Consider the following 17,881-nt stretch of genomic DNA (forward strand, 5'->3'; position numbering starts at 1 on the left):
CTAAACATGCCCGTCCGGTCTCCACGATAGCTAGCTATCGGGACTGGAATGACGAAAACAACGAATTATTACAAATTACAGATAATCAATATAGAGATACCAACAATCCAATATGCTATAAATACCTATATCAAGCCACGGGCTTTAATTTCAAGGTATTTATTAATGGCATTTATACTTAGATCTTTAGGTTTGGTAAGCACGGTTTGGATACCATGTCGCTGTAATTCTTTAGCCATTTTCACTTTATTCTGGTTAAATTCTTCAGCAATCCCCTGGTGTGCACTTTCACTCAGATTTTCAGGTCGAGACTGTAAGAGTCTGGTAATTTCAGTATTTTCAAAAAAGATTACCACCAAGACATGGCGTTTATTTATGGCTTTTAAATAGGGAAGTTGTCGTTCTAAAGCCGATGGATGCTCAAAGTTGGTATATAACATCAATAAACTGCGATGCGTAATAAACCGGTTAATACCGGCATACAAACTACCAAAATCAGATTCTTTAAAATCGGTATTGATGTTATACAGGCTCTCCATGATGCGTTGTAACTGACTCATCCTAGAGGAATCTTTTAGGATTTTTTCGATTTTCGCAGAAAAACTTATCATTCCGGTCTTGTCTTTCTTTCGTAGGGCGATATTCGAAAAAGCCAGACTACTATTTATGGCGTAATCCAGTAAACTAAGACCTTCAAAAGGCATTTTCATCACTCGGCCCGTATCGATTACTGAATATACCGGCTGTGCTTTTTCATCCTGAAACTGATTCACCATCAGGTTTCGATGTTTGGCCGTAGCTTTCCAGTTAATGGTTCGCACATCGTCACCGGTTACATACTCTTTAATCTGCTCAAATTCCATGGTATGGCCAAGTCGGCGTATTTTCTTGAGTCCGGCTTGTGAAATTCGGTTATCAATGGCTAGAAAATCCAGTTTTTTCATCTGGATAAACGAAGGATAAACTTTTACCGTTTGTTCAGCATCAAAAACCTTCCTGATTTTAGCTAATTTCAGGATACTTTGTGCGTAGATATTCAGTTTTCCGAATTTGTATTCACCACGCTGTAAGGGGATAACTTCATATTCAAATTCAATATTTTTGGCAGGAGCTACTTCCGCGGTATATAAAAAATCCCTTTTTTGAAACTGAATGGGAAGCTCGTCGATAACTTCAGCAAAAACTTTAAAAGAATAAGCATTTTTAATCTGAATTTTAACCGAATTGAGATCTGAATTACTGAACTTTTCAGGTAAAATTCGTTGAGCAGTTAAACCTTTACTTTGATAAAGCGCAATAATATCGATCACTAAAACGATGCTTAAAATCACTAATATCACCCATAGGATAGGATAAATCATCGGGATCCAAAACGAGATTAGAAAAAGCAGCGCAATTGCGGCGATAACGTAAAAAAAACGCCTGGTTAAATATAAAGATTTAAGAAATTTAATCACTATCGTGGGATTTCTACAGATTGACTAATCATTTGAATAACGTCACGAGTTTTCATGCCTTCCATCTCTCGGTCTGGAGAAAGGATAATTCGGTGCCCCAAAACCGGATTTAGCGATTTTTTAATATCCTCTGGAATTACAAAATCACGGCCATCGATTGCTGCAAAAGCTTTAGCGGCGTTCATAATTGCAATGGATGCTCTTGGTGAAGCTCCTAAATAAAGATGCGCATGCTGGCGGGTTTTACTTACCAGTTCGGCAATATAATGCAACAGTTTTTCTTCAATTTTAATATCGAAGATCTGGGTTTTTAATTCTTTTAATTTTTCAGGAGAAAGAATAGGGACGATGTTGGCTTCAGGTTTAGCGCCTTTTCTTTCATTATGACCTTTAAGAATATCAATTTCCTCTTCCAGTTTTGGATAATCGACTTCAATTTTAAATAAAAAACGGTCTAACTGTGCTTCAGGTAAGGCATAAGTTCCTTCTTGTTCCACGGGATTTTGAGTGGCTAAAACCATAAAAGGATCCTGTAACTGGTGTCGCTTTCCATCGATGGTTACCTGGCGTTCTTCCATGACCTCAAAAAGTGCGGCCTGGGTTTTTGCCGGTGCACGGTTAATCTCGTCGATTAGGACGATATTCGAGAATACAGGCCCTGGTTTAAACTCAAAGTCTGAGGTTTTCATGTTTAAAACCGAAGTTCCCAAAACATCACTGGGCATAAGATCTGGCGTAAACTGAATCCTGCTAAAATCGGTTTGCAGGCATTTTGCAAACAGCTTGGCGGTTACGGTTTTTGCCACACCGGGAACACCTTCGATAAGCACATGGCCATTAGAAAGTAAACCCACAATCAATAATTCTACAAAGTCGGTTTGCCCAACGATAATCTTAGAAAGTTGAGATTTTAAATCTTCTACTGATGTTTTTAATTCTTCCAGCGGAATGCGGACATCAAAATTAAGCTCTTTATTTTCGTCGTTTTCGGGGTGTATGTGTTGTTCTTCCATTGGTTTAGTTTTACTCGATAACCGAGATTAAATGCTGTGAGGCTGGCCTCGAAATGAAAAATAATATTTCAGTAATTACCTTAGTGGCCTGTCCTTAGATCGTTTACTTTAATTAATATTTTAAGCCCATTTTATCGAAAATCGGGCTATATTTTTTCTTTTGGCGCATTGGCATATTTAAATTTATAAATGCCTTTGCTTATATTTTCAAAATCCTGAGCGGTCGCTTTTTTATGGCTTACCACTTCGATATTTTTAAATAGTTCTTCTACAAATTCGATGCTATTCCCGGTTTTATCGGCCAATATGATATAAAATTGATCTTGCTTTTTATCAGGATCAAGTTTCATCTCGGTACGAATATATTCTTTAAAATGCTGAATTCTTTTTTGGGTCAATTCGTCGACCTTTTTTTGTTCCAGATAAAGATCGGCAATAGTTTGCGTGTATTCGTATGACTGATTTTTTAGCGGTTTTACTACGGGAATTGCCCGTTGTTTTCGTTTTCCTTCAAAAATAATAAATAACAAAGAGGCCAGGATCATTAAGTAATACGCCGATTTTAAAGCTTTATTTTGCATGATAACATACAGCAGGCTTGTAGGTTGTCCTTTCCCGGTTTTATAATAATTATCCCAATAGATAGGTTGATTTTGGTCGATGTACGCTAAAATATTTTGGGCATATTGAAAATTGTTTTTTTTCAGCATAAAATAATTACCAAAAGCCTCGGGTGTGCTGTGCATAAAGATTTTTCCGTCACCAAATTCGGTTTCAATAAAATTAATTTGGGGCTCGCTTAAGGTATCATCATCGTATTTTACGGTGCCTAAAACCGTCGTTTTTAACGTATCTATTTTGCTGAAATAAATAGAGCTAAATTCATGCGGAACTTCAAAAGGCCCTTCCTGATCGAAATTTGGGTTTACCAGCTCCAATTCGGTTTCAGGAATAAATGTCACCTTATTCTGGATCTTTTTATTGTAGGGTTTGGTTTCTAGTTTGAGGGTATCTAAAAATGGTTCTCCAAAAACGTCTGAAGCGATAAAAGCGGTATTTCCCTTTTCTACCCAGGCGAGTAATTTGTTCAGTTCATCTTCATCAAAACTCACATAATTATTCAGGAAGAAATAAGATCCGTTTTTAATTTTAGTGCTGTCACTTAAAAATTCGAAAGGGGGGATATTAATTTCCTCAAAATATTCTGGATTACTTTCTTTCCAGTTTTCGTAAAATACATAGGTGCCAAGTGGAATTTTATCCTGTTTTGCATAACTGGGATACCAGTTTATAGGTGTTGGCTCTATGGCTTCTAAATAGGCTAGAAAAGCTACCAAGAAGATTAAAACACCAAGCGAAATTTTATAAAATCTACTCATTTTTGGTGTTTTTAATGCTTATGTTTAATGCTGAAAAACCTTTTTCGGCCAATGAAAAATCTTCCTTTGAGACCTGAAAATCGCCATACCAGATGAAATTGTAAATGCGGGTAACCTTCTTAAAAAGATTGTTTAATTGCGCATTATTAATTTCTGAAATATAATCATTGTTGGTTTTTTGCGTTTCAAAGTCGATAAAATTTTTAATATCGAGTTCTTTTAATGCCTGTAGGTAATAATAACGTACGGCCATTCGATATTGGCCATTTTCGATTGCTGTTTTTATTAATGCCGGGATATCGGCATTCTGGATAATTTCTTCTTCATCATCTAAATGTACGGTAGCCGTTTGTGGTTGCTGAAGTATATTTTTACCGGGATTCATTCTGGTAAATAGCCAGATTATTAAACAAATAAGACCAATTAGAAGAAGATAGGGCAGTAACTGGATGATAAAGCCAAAAAAACTACCGGCATCATAATCACCAAATAACCAGCGTATAAATCGCTGGTATTTCTGATTCATCCACTCTTTAAACTCTTGCCACCAGGTTTTTTGTTGTTCTTCTTTTAGATAATTAAAATCCTGGTCTTTTTTAAGTTTTTCAATTTTTGAAGTCTTAAATACAACAGGGGTAAGATGATCTGCTTTATCGTATTTAACTTCAGGTTGTTGTTCCACTAAATTTTCTTCAGTTTTAGAAGGCAATTCAGCACGCTCATCAACTTCAGATTTGGCAATAGTTTCCTGCTGCGCTAACGCAAAATTAAAATTCAGGATTAAAAGAAAATATAGTATTACTCTCATACTCGATCTTCACCCAACTTATCAATACTTTCAAAAGTACCCGTAAAGTTTTTTTCTTCGTGTAAATTAAAGTAGATAAGACTTATAAAAATTGGTGTAATAATATAAAGTAAATACTGGGCGATAGAAGCCAAGATGGTTAAGATCATTAATACTGGATCTTTACTTTGTATACTTTGTGCCATAGATTCTACACCGGCATCTATCCCAGAAATCATCTCAACAATCATATAAATGATCATTGGCATCTGGAAAACAATATTGATAATATACATGATGATCCCAAAAACGATAAGTACACCAAAGGTAAACCACCAGTTGTCTTTAATTAACTGAAAGCAGGATGAAATGGTATCACTAATTCCTTTTTGTTCAAAAACCAAAACAGGTAAAGCTAAGGTGAGCACTACACCAAGATAGATACCGGGAATTAATATAAACATAAGACCGGTAAAAATTAAAATACCAGAAATTATATTGATCGCAATACCATTTCCCAGGTCGCTTTTAAGTCCGTTTTTAACATCATCTTCGCTTACTACACCATTATTGGCGACATACGATTTTATGTAATTAAAAACACTTAGATAAAGCGCCGTAATATAGATCACAATAGCAATTAAATTTATTAAGGCAGGGATTAAAAAACCAGTGAAGTTAGAATAACTTTCAAATCCCAGGCCTAATGTTGCATAGGTATAATAGGCATTGGTTAAAATTAGCGCAATTAAAAAAGGAGCGCAAATTTTAAAATTGATACGTAGAAAGCTTTTGCCATTTTCGCGTAAAAACTTAAAGGTATCACTTATTAATTCCCCAAAATCACGGGTTTTTCTAAACCTGAAAATATTATTTTCCATCAACAATTTTTTTATGTAAACGATGTGGTAAGAGAACATAGTACCACACGATTAGCATTAATGATAAACTTATTATTAAAATAGCCAGTACATCTGGCATTTCAGTATGTCTGGTTACAAATCCTTCTAAAAAACCTGCAATAATAAAAAAAGGAACGGTAGAAATCACGATTTTTAGTCCGTCTTTAATTCCGGTGACAAACGATTGTAGTCTGCTATAGGTTTTAGGGAATAAAATACTGCGTCCCACAACAAGGCCAGCACAAGCTGCAATAATAATCACCGAAATTTCTATGGTACCATGAATCCAAATGGTTCGTGCCGATTCCCATAATAATCCTTTGTCGTAAAAGAAATACTGAAATGAGCCCAGCATAATCGCATTTTGCATAATTACAATAAGCGTTCCCAAACCTGCCAGTACCCCAAATGTAAAGGCCATTAAGCCCACCCGAACATTATTAATGGTAATCCCTAAAAACATATCGGTTTCTGATGCCTGTTTATAAACCGCCATAGGATCATCGTTTTCAATATTATTTAAGGTTGAATTTACATAGGCATCACCAAGAACAGCTCTTACAAAACTATCGTCATTTGCGGCCGAGTAAGCTCCAATAATCGCAAATAAAACAAAGACAATAAAACTGAATAGTAATTGTTTTTGATATTGATAAAAAAACAGTGGAAACTCTTTAGTGTAAAATAAAACGAATTTATTTTTCGACTCTTTTTTGTTTCTGTAGATTTTTCGATGCGCATGTGATGCTAAGTCGTTTAGGTATTTAGCCGTGTTACTGCCGCGATAAAAAGTGTTCGCATAGCTTAAATGATCTGTAATTTCTACGTAAGAAGCTGAAAGTTCGTCTGGAGAAATATTTGTATTATTTTTCAGGAGACTTTCAAATTTTAGCCATTTATCTTTATTTTGCTTCACAAAAGCAGCCTCGCGCATATTCAGGATTAAATTAGATCCTCAAAGAAACATATTTAATGGATAATTTTCAAATTGAAACCGCTCAAAATATCGGAATTCAACAAAATTCGGCCTCTATCGGAGATCGAATTTTAGCTTTTATGATAGATTTTTTTATTATGATCTTTTATTCGATCATTTCTATGCTTTTACTGGCTGGTCTTGATGTCGATGGTTTTGGCGAAATGGTATTTTATGTGATCATTGGTTTACCACTTTTGCTTTATTATTTATTGTTCGAAACATTTTGGGGTGGAAAAACGCCAGGAAAAGCCGCACTAAAAATTAGAGTGGTAAAATTAGACGGGTCTCGTCCTGCTTTTTCAAATTATTTAATACGATGGCTGTTACGAACAATTGATATAAGTATTGGGAGTGGTAATATTGCAGTGGTTACTATTTTGCTGAATGGTAAAGGACAACGCTTGGGGGACATGGCGGCGAAAACTACCGTGATTTCTGAAAAAAGAAAAGTAAGTTTGGCAAATACACTGGCTGTTGAAATTCCTGAAGGTTATGTGCCTAAATATTCGCAGGTAACGGTGTTAAAAGACAGTGATGTGCAGGATATCAAGGAAATTTATAGAAATGCCAGATTAAAGGGCAGGCATGATGTAATCATTGCCCTGGCAGAAAAAATAGGGAATGTGCTAGGAGTAAAATTTGAGGAAAAACCTATGGCTTTTATAAAACAGGTTATTGAAGATTATAATTATTTTACGCAGCTGTAGGGGATGTTATCTAAATAAAATTAAGAATAATGGCGCAGAATTATAAAATAGTGATTGTTGGTGCAGGTTTAAGCGGTTTAACATTGGGTTATTTATTATCCAAACATAATGTGGAAGTGTTAATTTTAGAAGCATCAGATCGCGTAGGTGGTAGGATACAAACAATTAAAGGAACTTTAGAAACGCCTTTAGAATTAGGCGCAACATGGTTTTCTAACATGCACCCAAGATTAATACAGTTTTTAGAGGAGCTTAATATTGAAAAATATCCACAGTTCTCTAGAGGAAAATCACTTTTTCAGACGAAATCTTTTGAGCCGCCACAAGAATTTTATGTACCTGAAGCTGAAGCTCCTTCCTATCGAATTGCTGGAGGAACACAGCAATTAACCGATGCATTAGCAAGGAAATTAAATTCAGATACTATCAAGCTAAATTCAAGATTAGTAGAAGTAAATGAACTAGGGAAAGAGTTACACCTTAAAACCGAAGATGGGCAAAATTATATAACAAATCAGCTTATTTTTTGTTTGCCGCCAAAGCTGATATCGCCAATAAAATTCACACCAGAATTACCCAAAGAAGTCACTACAATTCTGCCCAGAGTACAGACATGGATGGAAGGATCGATTAAATTTGTGGTAGAATACAAAAATGCATTTTGGCGAGAAGACGGGTATAGTGGTATGTTGTTTAGCCATTCTGGAATTGTTTCTGAAATGTATGACCACACCAATATTGAAAAAGATAAATTTGGGTTCACAGGTTTTTTAAATAGTGGCGCAGCTTCATATACTTTTGAAGTCCGTAAAAAATTGGTTTTAGAACAGTTACAGCAACTATTAGGAGATAAAGCCCTAGATTTTATAACCTATAATGATAAAGTTTGGGTTAATGAATTTATAGGAGATGGAAAGGGCAACTATCAGCAACCGCATCAAAATAACGGGCATCCAATATTTCAAAATTCCTATTTAGATCATAAACTTTTTTTCTGCGGAACAGAAACTGCTAACGAATTTCCGGGGTATATGGAAGGAGCCATCCAATCGGCACATCGGGTTTTTAATAGCTTAGGTGTATAGTGCTTCGTTAAAGGGGGATTTCACGATCCCTATAAGGGAATGTCTTAAAACCGGGAAGGTTTCCAAGGCAAACCTTCCCGGTTTTTTCTGAAGTTTTTAAAATTAGTAAAGTGGGATGAGATCAATTAAAAACTTAATCAATAAGTTCTACTTTCATTTCGATATTATCGATAGGCCATTCCGATTGGCCGGTTTTAACTTTAGAAATTTTATCAACGACATCCATGCCTTTAGAAACGTAACCGTAAACGGTATGTTCGTTGTCCAGATGATGCGCTCCATTGGGATTTAAAACCACAAAAAATTCAAACGGACTGGAAGCTTTACTGGTGTTTTGCTCTGCATATTTAGCGGCAGAAAATGCTCCACGTACATGGGTGTGCCCCGCACTTAATTCATTTGGGATTAAATAATTACCAATAGCATAACGTTTTTCGTTGGTAGATGCGTTGTCTGAATTTCCACCCTGGATTACAAAATTTGGTGCTACACGGTGAAAGTAGGTATTATCAAAATAATTATTTTTTACCAGCATGATAAAATTAGCGCGGTGCAATGGCGTGTTTCGATATAAAGTGACTTCAAAAGCACCAAAACTGGTAGTGATACGGACTTTATTTTCAGGATTTCTTTTTCCGTATTCGGTTAGAAACGGAATTAATTTTTCCTGTGGTATAGGAAATGCGGTATCTTTTTCGGTTAGCGCTTTTGCTTCCTCTTTTTTAATTCTAGCTGAATCTATTTGAGTTTTTGCTGAATCCGCATTGTTTGTACTACTTTTAACTGCTTTTGAAGTATTTTCTGAATTATTATCATTTGAAGTTTTCTTATCTTCACAACTTGCGAAAATACTAACAACCAATATTGCGATTACAGATACACGTTTAAACATGGATTTTTTCGAGTTTAAAAATAGAATTTCAAATTTAAAAAAAATAGAACTTCCTGGCGAGGCTGCGCATAACAAATTAGCTCCTTCTATTAGGGTTAAGGAACTTAAAAAAATAGATTTTTCTGTAAAAAAGACCAATCAGGCTGGGGTTATGGCCGTTTTTTATCCTAAGAACGATCAAACTTATTTTGTGTTAATTTTACGTAAAACCTATAAAGGCGTACATTCTAATCAAATTGGTTTTCCAGGTGGTAGGGTAGAAATGGAGGACCGCGATCTACAGGAAACGGCCCTTAGGGAAACCGAAGAGGAAGTTGGTATACCACAGGAAAAAATAAAAGTGATTCGTGGATTATCGAAATTGTATATTCCGCCCAGTAATTTTTGGGTGCATCCTTTTGTAGGCATTTTGCAAGAAACCCCCGTTCTTATCCCGCAAGAATCTGAGGTTGAAGATATCTTAGAAGTGAAACTTGATGATTTTTTAGATGAAAATAATTTTGTCACCAGAAATCTAAGCACTTCTTATATGAAGAATATCGATGTACCGGCATTTTTACTAAACGATCAGGTGGTTTGGGGAGCAACAGGAATGATGTTAGGGGAGCTTAGAGACATGTTACGGGAAATATTATAAAATTAGAATACCTATATTTGCGAGTTTTCATAAAAATTTAAGCTGAAATTGAAGATTCTTGAGTAAAAGGATTGGTGACGATAAATAGAGCAGGAAAATTATGGGGTTATTAAGAAAAAATCCATTTGGACATATATTATTTTTAAAAAAATGGCTTATTCGTTTATTCGGATTAATGACGCACAGACGCTATCGAGGTTTTAATGAATTAAGCATAGAAGGATCAGAAATTATTAAAAATCTACCGGATACCGGGGTGTTATTTGTTTCTAACCATCAAACTTATTTTGCAGACGTCGTAGCGATGTTTCATGTATTTAACGCCAGCCTTAGCGGTAGGGTAGATAGTATTAAAAATATAGGATATATCTGGCAGCCCAAAATGAATATTTATTATGTGGCGGCCAAAGAGACCATGAAAGCCGGTTTACTGGCAAGAATTATGGCTTATGCCGGCGCCATTAAAGTAGAAAGAACATGGCGCTCTAAAGGTCAGGATGTGCAACGAAAAGTAAACCCAGACGATTCTAAAAATGTTGGGGTGGCTTTAGACGATGGTTGGGTAATTACGTTTCCGCAGGGAACTACAACGCCTTTTAAACCCATAAGAAAGGGAACCGCGCATATTATTAAACAATATAAACCTATTGTTGTACCCATAGTTATCGATGGTTTTAGACGTTCTTTTGATAAAAAAGGCTTGCGCATTAAAAAACGCGGAATTTTACAATCTTTTCAGGTTAAAGAGCCTTTGGAAATAGATTATGAAAATGATAGTGTAGATGATATTGTAGGAAAAATTGAATATGCCATCGAGCAGCATTCTTCGTTCCTAAAAGTAATCCCAACGGAAGAATTAGAGGAAATAGAGCATCTAAATGAAAAACGCCGCTATTCTTATAAAGAAGAATAAGCAGCGTTTATAATTCAGAATTATATTAATAGGTGTCTAATCGCAGTCTAAATTCTTTAACTGCATATAGTTTCTCTTTAACCGTTTTAATAAGATACCGTAGATTACACGATAAAACAACCATAAGATCCCTAAAAACGCGGCTAAAGCAGCAAAGATAATTCCGGTAAATTTAAGCCAGTCTAAAGCATCAAAAACATAAGCACTACTATCGCTCACTTTGGTATCTTCAATATGATGATAAATTATTAAGTAGGTATAAGCCAGTGCAGTGATTGCTGTACCTACTAAAACATACATAATGTAAAATTTTACGGTTCTACGGGTTTTTATAATATCCTGCATTAATTTTTTGGCTGAACTGGTAGCGTTTATCTGTCTGTAATTCATATAGAACCTAAACATAAAGTAGAGCGTAATTAAATAGTTAATACCATAAACCCACATGGTTATTTCCTTTAAGTCTAATTGTTCTAAAGAATTCCAGTACTCTTCGTCTGCGGCAACGAGATTGAATAATACGCCAATCGAAAATTCGCAAATACTAATAATAAAGATCCACTTAACGATTGAAGAAGATCTTTTCCAGATCATTTGGTAAATCTCGTCATAGGAAACTTTAGGAAGTGTTGCTTCCTGTTTTTTCCAGTTCTTTTTTAATAATTCTAATCCATCCATAGTTAAGGATTTAAAACACTTTTAAGTTTGGTTTTTATTCTATTCATCTTCACTCTGGCGTTCACCTCACTTATCCCTAAAGTTTCAGATATTTCTTTGTAATTCTTGTCTTCCAGATAAAGAAAAACAAGTGCTTTTTCGATATCGTTTAATTCTTTTATGGCATTATACATTAATCCTAATTGCTGTTCGGTTTCGTCGTCGTACTCTTCAGCTTTAATTTTAAAATGAACAGTATCGAAATCCTGGGTTCTAATTCCTCTTTTTTTCTTGCGGTATAAAGTAATTGCGGTATTTAAAGCTACCCGGTACATCCAGGTACTAAACTTGGCATCTCCTCTAAATTTTGGATAGGCTTTCCAAAGTTGTATGGTAATTTCCTGAAATAGATCATTATGCGACTCCCTATCGTGCGTATATAACCTACAGATTTTATGCGCAATATTCTGGTGCCGTTCTAATTTGGAAACAAACTGGTGCTCTAATTCTTTATCCACAATCACAGGTTAGCTACTAGTAAGTAGCTGCAAAATATAAAATGTTACAAATTATTTTAAATTCAAGTTAATGCGCCCACTATTTGTGGGATAAGCCGTAAATTAGCGTCTCAATCAATAGTTATGAATATACCCAGGACAGAATTACCCAGGGTGGTTATCATTGGTGGAGGTTTTGCCGGAATGGGCCTCGCAAGAAAGTTGTTACAAGAAGACGTTCAAATGGTCTTAATAGATCGCAACAACTATCACACTTTCCAACCTCTCTTATATCAGGTTTCAACCGCAGGTTTAGAACCCGATTCGATAGCTTACCCCCTTCGTAAAATTACGAGAAATTCAAAAAATTGTTTTTTTAGAAATGCAGAAGTAGAATCTATAGATGCAGACAATCAAATTATACACACCAGTATTGGTGAGATTGTTTATGATTATCTGGTGATCGCTACGGGTTCTAAAACAAATTTCTTCGGCAATAAATCTGTAGAGAGCAATGCCATGTGGATGAAAACAGTCCCGCAGGCCTTGAATATACGGAGTCTTATCCTGGAAAATCTGGAACAGGCGGTAATTGAAAATGATCCCGAAAAGCGTAAAGCCTTACTTAATTTTGTGCTGGTAGGAGCAGGTCCAACCGGAGTAGAGCTTAGCGGTGCAATAGCCGAATTACGTAATAATATTGTCCCTAAGGATTATCCAGACCTTAATCCCGCAGAAATGAATATTCACTTGCTGGAAGGTTTAGATCGGGTATTGCCGCCAATGAGCGAAAAATCTTCAGAAAAGGCACAAAAGTTTTTAGAAGACTTAGGAGTAAAAATTCACTTAAATACAATGGTGCAAAGTTATGACGGGCATTTGGTAACCACCAATACCGATCTTACTTTAAAAACAGAAACCTTAGTATGGTCTGCCGGGGTAACCGGGGCACCGGTAAAAGGGTTAAACGCATCAGCGTTAATCGAAAAGGCTAATCGTTACGAAGTAAATGCTTTTAATCAGGTAAATGGTTACGAAAATATTTTTGCCATTGGAGACATCGCTGTAATGAAAACCGAAGAATATCCAAGAGGTCATCCTATGGTAGCACAGCCGGCGATCCAGCAAGGAAGGCATTTAGCAAAAAATTTAAAGCGAATCTTTAAAGGAGAACAATTAGAGCCATTTAATTATTTTGATAAAGGAAGTATGGCTACGGTGGGTAGAAATAAAGCCGTTGTAGATATAGGAAAATCTACTTTTGGTGGCTTTTTTGCCTGGTTTATATGGATGTTTGTACATCTTTGGTTTTTAATTGGTTTTAGAAACAGGCTGGTGACCTTTTGTAATTGGGTGTATAATTACATTAATTTTGATCGTGCAGCACGTCTTATTATTAGGCCGTTTAAGTCGAATAGAGAAAACCTTGAAGCCGATCAGAAAAAGATTTAGTAACATAAGAAAGACAGAAAAAAGAAATTGTAAAAACCCGAATCCTGAGATTCGGGTTTTGTTTTTTCAATTGGTCGTTAAAAAATAACAGTTCGGTTTTCTTTTTTATAGAAGGAGGAGTTCCTAAAGCATTTTTGAAGTATAAAATCGAACAAAAATGAACTTCAATTACTTTTTTTCTTTACTAGCTTTACTTTTTATTCAGCAGGTATCATACGCGCAGCATGAAATCTCAGGTACAGTTACCAATAAAAAACAAGAGCCTATAGCCGGAGCCAATATTTATTTAAAGGGAACTTATGATGGCGCTATTTCAGATGAAAATGGTCATTTTAATTTTACTTCTGAAGAAACCGGAATGCACATCCTTGTTATTTCGTTTCTGTCTTTTGAAACAAAAGAAATTTCAGGCGAAATAACTAATTTCAAAAATCTACAAGTTACGCTTGTAGAAAAATTTGATGCTTTAGAGGCTGTAGTCATCAATGCCGGTAGTTTTGAAGCGGGCACCACTTCAGAAGCTTCGGTTTTAAAACCTTTGGATATTGTTACCACGGCAGGGAGCGTTGGGAACATTATTGCTGCGTTAGAAACTTTGCCGGGTACGCAAAGTGTGGGTGAGGACGGGCGTTTATTTGTGCGTGGCGGCGATGCCAGCGAAACCCAAACTTTTGTAGATGGGTTAAGAGTGGCACAGCCATATAATGCTTCGGTGAGAAATATCCCTTCCAGAGGTCGATTTTCACCTTATTTATTTAAAGGAATGTCTTTTTCTACCGGTGGTTATAGTGCAGAATATGGTAATGCATTGTCTAGCGTTTTGGTGATGGATACTCAGGATGAAGCTGAAGAAGATAATACCGAACTTAGTTTTATGAGTTTGGGACTAGGTATTGGTAAAACTAAAAACTGGGAAAAAAGCTCGATTACTTTGAATGCCAGTTATGCTAATCTTGGGCCGTATCAATCTTTAATCGATCAAAACGTAAAATTCGATAAACCTTTCCAGTCCATTGCCGGGGAAGCAGTTTTTAGAAATCAATTTAAAAACGGACTATTAAAGGTATATACCGCTTACGATCATTCTGCATTTAATGTAGAACAGCCTATCAATGGGACTACTCAAACGGTAGATTTAAAAAACAATAATTTTTATGTGAATACTTCTTACCAGCATTCTTTAGGGAACAAATGGCATTTATTTGGCGGAATTAGCTACGGAAATAGCCAAAATGATATCAATATTAATGCTGAAGAGAATGACCAATTAGTTGATGATACCGAAAATAGCTTTCATGTTAAAGCCAAACTGAGCAAAAGGTTTACCGATAAAATAAAGCTGAATTTTGGAGCTGAATATTTTAATACCGATTTTGAACAATCTTATCAATCTGAAGCAGGAAATTTTACACCTAATTATACTTCAGGGTTGTTTTCAGCATTTACAGAAACTGATATTTATTTCACCCAAAATCTGGCCGCAAAAGTAGGATTAAGAGCTACACAGGATGCTTTATTGGAAGAAGTTTATGTGAACCCGCGTTTATCTTTAGCGTATAAAATAGATAAAAATCAGCAAATTTCAACCGCTTTTGGAAATTTCAGACAACAAGCGGGACAAGATTATTTAAAATTTAATCAGGATTTATTTCAGCAAAAAGCAACACATTACATCCTTAATTATCAATTTTCAAAAACCTCAACCACTTTAAGAGCAGAAGCGTATTTTAAAGAATATCAGGATCTGTTAACCTATACGGGTAATGAAATTACTTATAATTCTAATTTTAGCAATGCGGGGTCTGGTTACGCCAAGGGAATCGATATTTTTTGGCGGGACGGACATTTTAAAAACCTTGATTATTGGGTTTCGTACTCTTTTATCGATTCAGAAAGGAAATATCAAAACTATCCAGAGAAAGTCACGCCAAATTTTGTGGCAAATCATAATTTATCTGTTGTTAGTAAATATTGGATTCAGTCTTTACGCAGTCAGGCTGGTTTTACTTACAATTTTAATTCAGGCAGGCCGTATAACAATCCCAATACTTCAGATTTTATGGCAGCAAAAACCAAATCGTATCATAATCTTAGTTTCAATTGGGCCTATTTGTTAAGTAAGCAGCAAATTCTTTACGTATCGGTTTCAAACCTATTGGGGACTAAAAATGTGTTTGGTTACGATTATTCGAATACACCAAATGCGTCAGGAAATTATACCGCAAAAGCGATTCGACCAACGGCCGACAGGTTTTTCTTTGTAGGATTCTTTTGGACCATAAGTGATAATAAAAACCGAAATCAGTTAGATCAACTTTAAAAAATACAATTCGGTATTAAAATTCGACAACTCGGTAAGCTATTATTTAAAAGCAGCCTTTATTTATCCAATTTTACACCACTAATAAATCAATTAAAAGATGAAAACAGTTATTATTTTATTTTTACTTACAATTTCTGAAGCCTTATCTGCCCAGAATTACGAAGAAGCCATGCAAAAAGCAATGCAAGCCTGGGAAAAAGGAAATGTTGAAACAGCAAGCGCTATTTTTGAGCGTGTTGCTGCTGTAGAACAGGAAAACTGGATACCTGATTATTATTTAGGCCTGGTAAATACCACAGCGGCCTTTGGTACTAAAGATGAAAAAGTGTTAGAAAACCAGCTTAAAAAAGCAGAAACCGCCTTACAATCGGCCTTATTGAAAACCGAAGAAAATGCAGAGCTTTTAGTGCTTGAAGCGTTAATTTATACGGTGAAAATTACTCAAAACCCTATGACCAACGGACAAAAATATATGCCGAAAATTAATGAGATTTATGCAAAGGCTGAAAAGCTAGAACCAAAAAATCCACGGGTTAAATTCGAAAAAGCACAGTTTGATCTGGGTGGAGCAACGTTTTTTGGAAAAGATACCGCACCAATTTGCAAAGAGATTGAAGCTTCTATCACTTTATTTGATGAATTTGAAAACGATACGCCATTTTATCCAAACTGGGGAAAAGAGCAGGCCGTAAAAGCACTGGAAAACTGTAAAAATTAAGAGAAATACCTAAGGGTACGTTTTGAAGCATTTAATTTGAACAATATATTTATAAAATGAGACATCCCGATGGCTATCGGGCTCACAACATCTAATTTCGATTATCGAGTAGTTGAAATTATAGTATTTTTAAAGAGCAATAATATTCTTATGAAAACGATTTTAAAAATATTAAAAATAGGTCTTATAGTTTCCGTTCTCGTTATTCTTTTGGATGCGGCAGCCCATAATTTCGAGCTTAAGGAGATGAAAAGTATTAACACGATAGGAATTTACCTTTTTTATAGCTTTATTTTAACCATAGTGAATGTGTTGTTTTCTATGGCATTCGAGAAATTTGTTGGCTGGGAAAATACCGGCGTTCGTAAATTATTGCTCTCTACCATCGGGTCGATATTGGTTACTTTAGTTGCCTATTTTTTATGCCGTATGGTGCATTTAACCATAATAGATCCGGTTTATAGCGTATCTGAATTTTTTTCTAAAGAAGAATTACGTACCTATTTATTCCCGCTGTTGTTTAGTACCTGTATTTCCCTGTTTTTCCATTTAGTGTATTTTTTTAAAGCCTCGCAGGAAGAAAGGGTAAAAGAGCAAAAAATTATTGCGGGAACAGCAACTTCAAGATTCGATGCCCTTAAAAATCAGCTTGATCCTCATTTTCTTTTTAATAGTTTAAACGTGCTAAGCTCATTAATTGATGAAGATCCTGAGATGGCTCAAAAATTCACCGGCTCTCTATCTAAAGTGTATCGCTATGTTTTAGAGCAAAAAAGCAAAGAACTGGTAACGGTAGAAGAAGAACTGAAATTTGCTAAAGTGTATATGAATCTTTTAAAAATGCGTTTTGAAGATTCCATAATTTATAATTTCCCAAAAGAACTGATAAATCCAGAAGCTAAAGTGGTACCACTTTCCCTACAGTTATTGTTAGAAAATACTGTAAAACATAATAAAATAACACCAGAATCTCCTTTAGTCATTACTATTTACGAAGCCGATAAGATGTTGGTGGTTAAAAACAATCTACAACCTAAAGAAATTTTAAAAAATGGGAGTGGGGTAGGACTGGTAAATATTAAAGAGCGTTATAATCTGCTTACCAAAAGGACCATGGAAATTATTAAAACCGAAGATGAATTTATGGTACGCCTTCCTTTACTCACTAAACAAACCAAACATGTAAAACCCCTAAAATCTGAAAAAATGAAAACTATTGATAACGAAAGATATTTACAGGCAAAAGAGCGTGTAAATAAAGAAAAAGAATTTTATGGAAATTTAACCTCTTATTGCATTATCATCCCCGTTTTGGCGGTTTTCAATTACCTTACAACAGATTTTATATGGGTGGTTTTTCCTGCGCTAGGTTGGGGACTGGGATTGCTATTCCATGGATTTGCTGCTTTCAATTATAGTCCGTTTTTAGGAAGGGATTGGGAAGAACGTAAAATTAAAGAGATTATCAATAAAGAAGACTAAC

17 protein-coding genes are annotated in these 17,881 nt (G+C 35.4%); 8 read left to right on the forward strand and 9 right to left on the reverse strand.

Translation table 11 applies throughout. The annotated features are described in order from the left end of the window. Positions 1-125: 125 nt before the first annotated feature. From L1967_RS03030 to L1967_RS03055, 6 genes are all read right to left on the reverse strand, one after another. A complete protein-coding gene (locus L1967_RS03030) occupies positions 126-1,454 on the reverse strand; it encodes a DUF58 domain-containing protein (RefSeq protein WP_249600376.1) in 1,329 nt (442 codons plus the stop codon). Between the two features lie 2 nt (positions 1,455-1,456). Next, positions 1,457-2,470 carry an AAA family ATPase gene (locus tag L1967_RS03035; RefSeq protein WP_249600244.1) on the reverse strand — a complete coding sequence of 338 codons (1,014 nt, stop codon included), beginning with the start codon at positions 2,468-2,470 and terminating at the stop codon, positions 1,457-1,459. A gap of 146 nt (positions 2,471-2,616) precedes the next feature. Next, a complete protein-coding gene (locus tag L1967_RS03040; RefSeq protein WP_249600245.1) occupies positions 2,617-3,849 on the reverse strand; it encodes a DUF4350 domain-containing protein in 1,233 nt (410 codons plus the stop codon). Further along, complete coding sequence (locus L1967_RS03045) at positions 3,842-4,657, reverse strand: DUF4129 domain-containing protein (protein WP_249600246.1); 816 nt, start codon at positions 4,655-4,657, stop codon at positions 3,842-3,844. The genes L1967_RS03040 and L1967_RS03045 overlap by 8 nt, the downstream gene beginning before the upstream one ends. Further along, positions 4,654-5,517 (reverse strand): glycerophosphoryl diester phosphodiesterase membrane domain-containing protein, encoded by an 864-nt coding sequence (locus tag L1967_RS03050; protein WP_249600247.1) that lies wholly within the window; start codon positions 5,515-5,517, stop codon positions 4,654-4,656. Before L1967_RS03050 ends, L1967_RS03045 begins: the two co-directional genes overlap by 4 nt. Continuing rightward, positions 5,507-6,472: a stage II sporulation protein M gene (locus L1967_RS03055; protein ID WP_249600248.1), complete on the reverse strand. Its 966-nt coding sequence runs from the start codon at positions 6,470-6,472 to the stop codon at positions 5,507-5,509. Before L1967_RS03055 ends, L1967_RS03050 begins: the two co-directional genes overlap by 11 nt. Before the next feature lie 38 nt (positions 6,473-6,510). Between L1967_RS03055 and L1967_RS03060 the strand changes: the two genes are divergently transcribed. Together L1967_RS03060 and L1967_RS03065 are read left to right on the forward strand one after the other, a co-directional pair. Then, complete coding sequence (locus tag L1967_RS03060) at positions 6,511-7,224, forward strand: RDD family protein (protein ID WP_249600249.1); 714 nt, start codon at positions 6,511-6,513, stop codon at positions 7,222-7,224. A gap of 29 nt (positions 7,225-7,253) precedes the next feature. Beyond that, entirely contained in the window at positions 7,254-8,309 is a 1,056-nt protein-coding gene (locus tag L1967_RS03065) for a flavin monoamine oxidase family protein (protein WP_249600250.1), read from the forward strand. Positions 8,310-8,442: 133 nt separating this feature from the next. Here the strand turns inward: L1967_RS03065 and L1967_RS03070 are convergent, their stop codons facing one another. Further along, entirely contained in the window at positions 8,443-9,201 is a 759-nt protein-coding gene (locus L1967_RS03070) for a peptidylprolyl isomerase (protein ID WP_249600251.1), read from the reverse strand. On the opposite strand from L1967_RS03070, the gene L1967_RS03075 reads away from it, so the two are divergent. Together L1967_RS03075 and L1967_RS03080 are read left to right on the forward strand one after the other, a co-directional pair. Further along, complete coding sequence (locus L1967_RS03075; protein WP_249600252.1) at positions 9,200-9,838, forward strand: NUDIX hydrolase; 639 nt, start codon at positions 9,200-9,202, stop codon at positions 9,836-9,838. The two genes, L1967_RS03070 and L1967_RS03075, sit on opposite strands and share 2 nt — an antisense overlap. 100 nt (positions 9,839-9,938) lie before the next feature. Then, positions 9,939-10,751: a lysophospholipid acyltransferase family protein gene (locus L1967_RS03080; RefSeq protein WP_249600253.1), complete on the forward strand. Its 813-nt coding sequence runs from the start codon at positions 9,939-9,941 to the stop codon at positions 10,749-10,751. A 36-nt stretch (positions 10,752-10,787) separates the two neighbouring features. On the opposite strand, the gene L1967_RS03085 is transcribed toward L1967_RS03080, so the two are convergent. Both L1967_RS03085 and L1967_RS03090 read right to left on the reverse strand, forming a co-directional pair. Continuing rightward, the gene (locus L1967_RS03085; protein WP_249600254.1) at positions 10,788-11,429 is read right to left on the reverse strand and encodes a hypothetical protein; all 642 of its coding nucleotides are present in this window, start codon (positions 11,427-11,429) and stop codon (positions 10,788-10,790) included. A 2-nt stretch (positions 11,430-11,431) separates the two neighbouring features. Then, a complete protein-coding gene (locus L1967_RS03090) occupies positions 11,432-11,926 on the reverse strand; it encodes an RNA polymerase sigma factor (RefSeq protein WP_249600255.1) in 495 nt (164 codons plus the stop codon). Positions 11,927-12,049: 123 nt separating this feature from the next. Here L1967_RS03090 and L1967_RS03095 point away from each other — a divergent pair, with 123 nt between their 5' ends. From L1967_RS03095 to L1967_RS03110, 4 genes are all read left to right on the forward strand, one after another. After that, positions 12,050-13,357: an NAD(P)/FAD-dependent oxidoreductase gene (locus tag L1967_RS03095; protein WP_249600256.1), complete on the forward strand. Its 1,308-nt coding sequence runs from the start codon at positions 12,050-12,052 to the stop codon at positions 13,355-13,357. A gap of 157 nt (positions 13,358-13,514) precedes the next feature. Continuing rightward, on the forward strand, positions 13,515-15,677 hold the full coding sequence (locus tag L1967_RS03100) for a TonB-dependent receptor (RefSeq protein ID WP_249600257.1): 2,163 nt from the start codon (positions 13,515-13,517) through the stop codon (positions 15,675-15,677). A gap of 100 nt (positions 15,678-15,777) precedes the next feature. Continuing rightward, positions 15,778-16,398: a hypothetical protein gene (locus L1967_RS03105; protein ID WP_249600258.1), complete on the forward strand. Its 621-nt coding sequence runs from the start codon at positions 15,778-15,780 to the stop codon at positions 16,396-16,398. A gap of 150 nt (positions 16,399-16,548) precedes the next feature. Next, positions 16,549-17,880 (forward strand): 2TM domain-containing protein, encoded by a 1,332-nt coding sequence (locus L1967_RS03110; protein WP_249600259.1) that lies wholly within the window; start codon positions 16,549-16,551, stop codon positions 17,878-17,880. Position 17,881 lies beyond the last annotated feature (1 nt).

Source organism: Zunongwangia pacifica (assembly GCF_023499215.1).
Lineage (GTDB): Bacteria > Bacteroidota > Bacteroidia > Flavobacteriales > Flavobacteriaceae > Zunongwangia > Zunongwangia pacifica.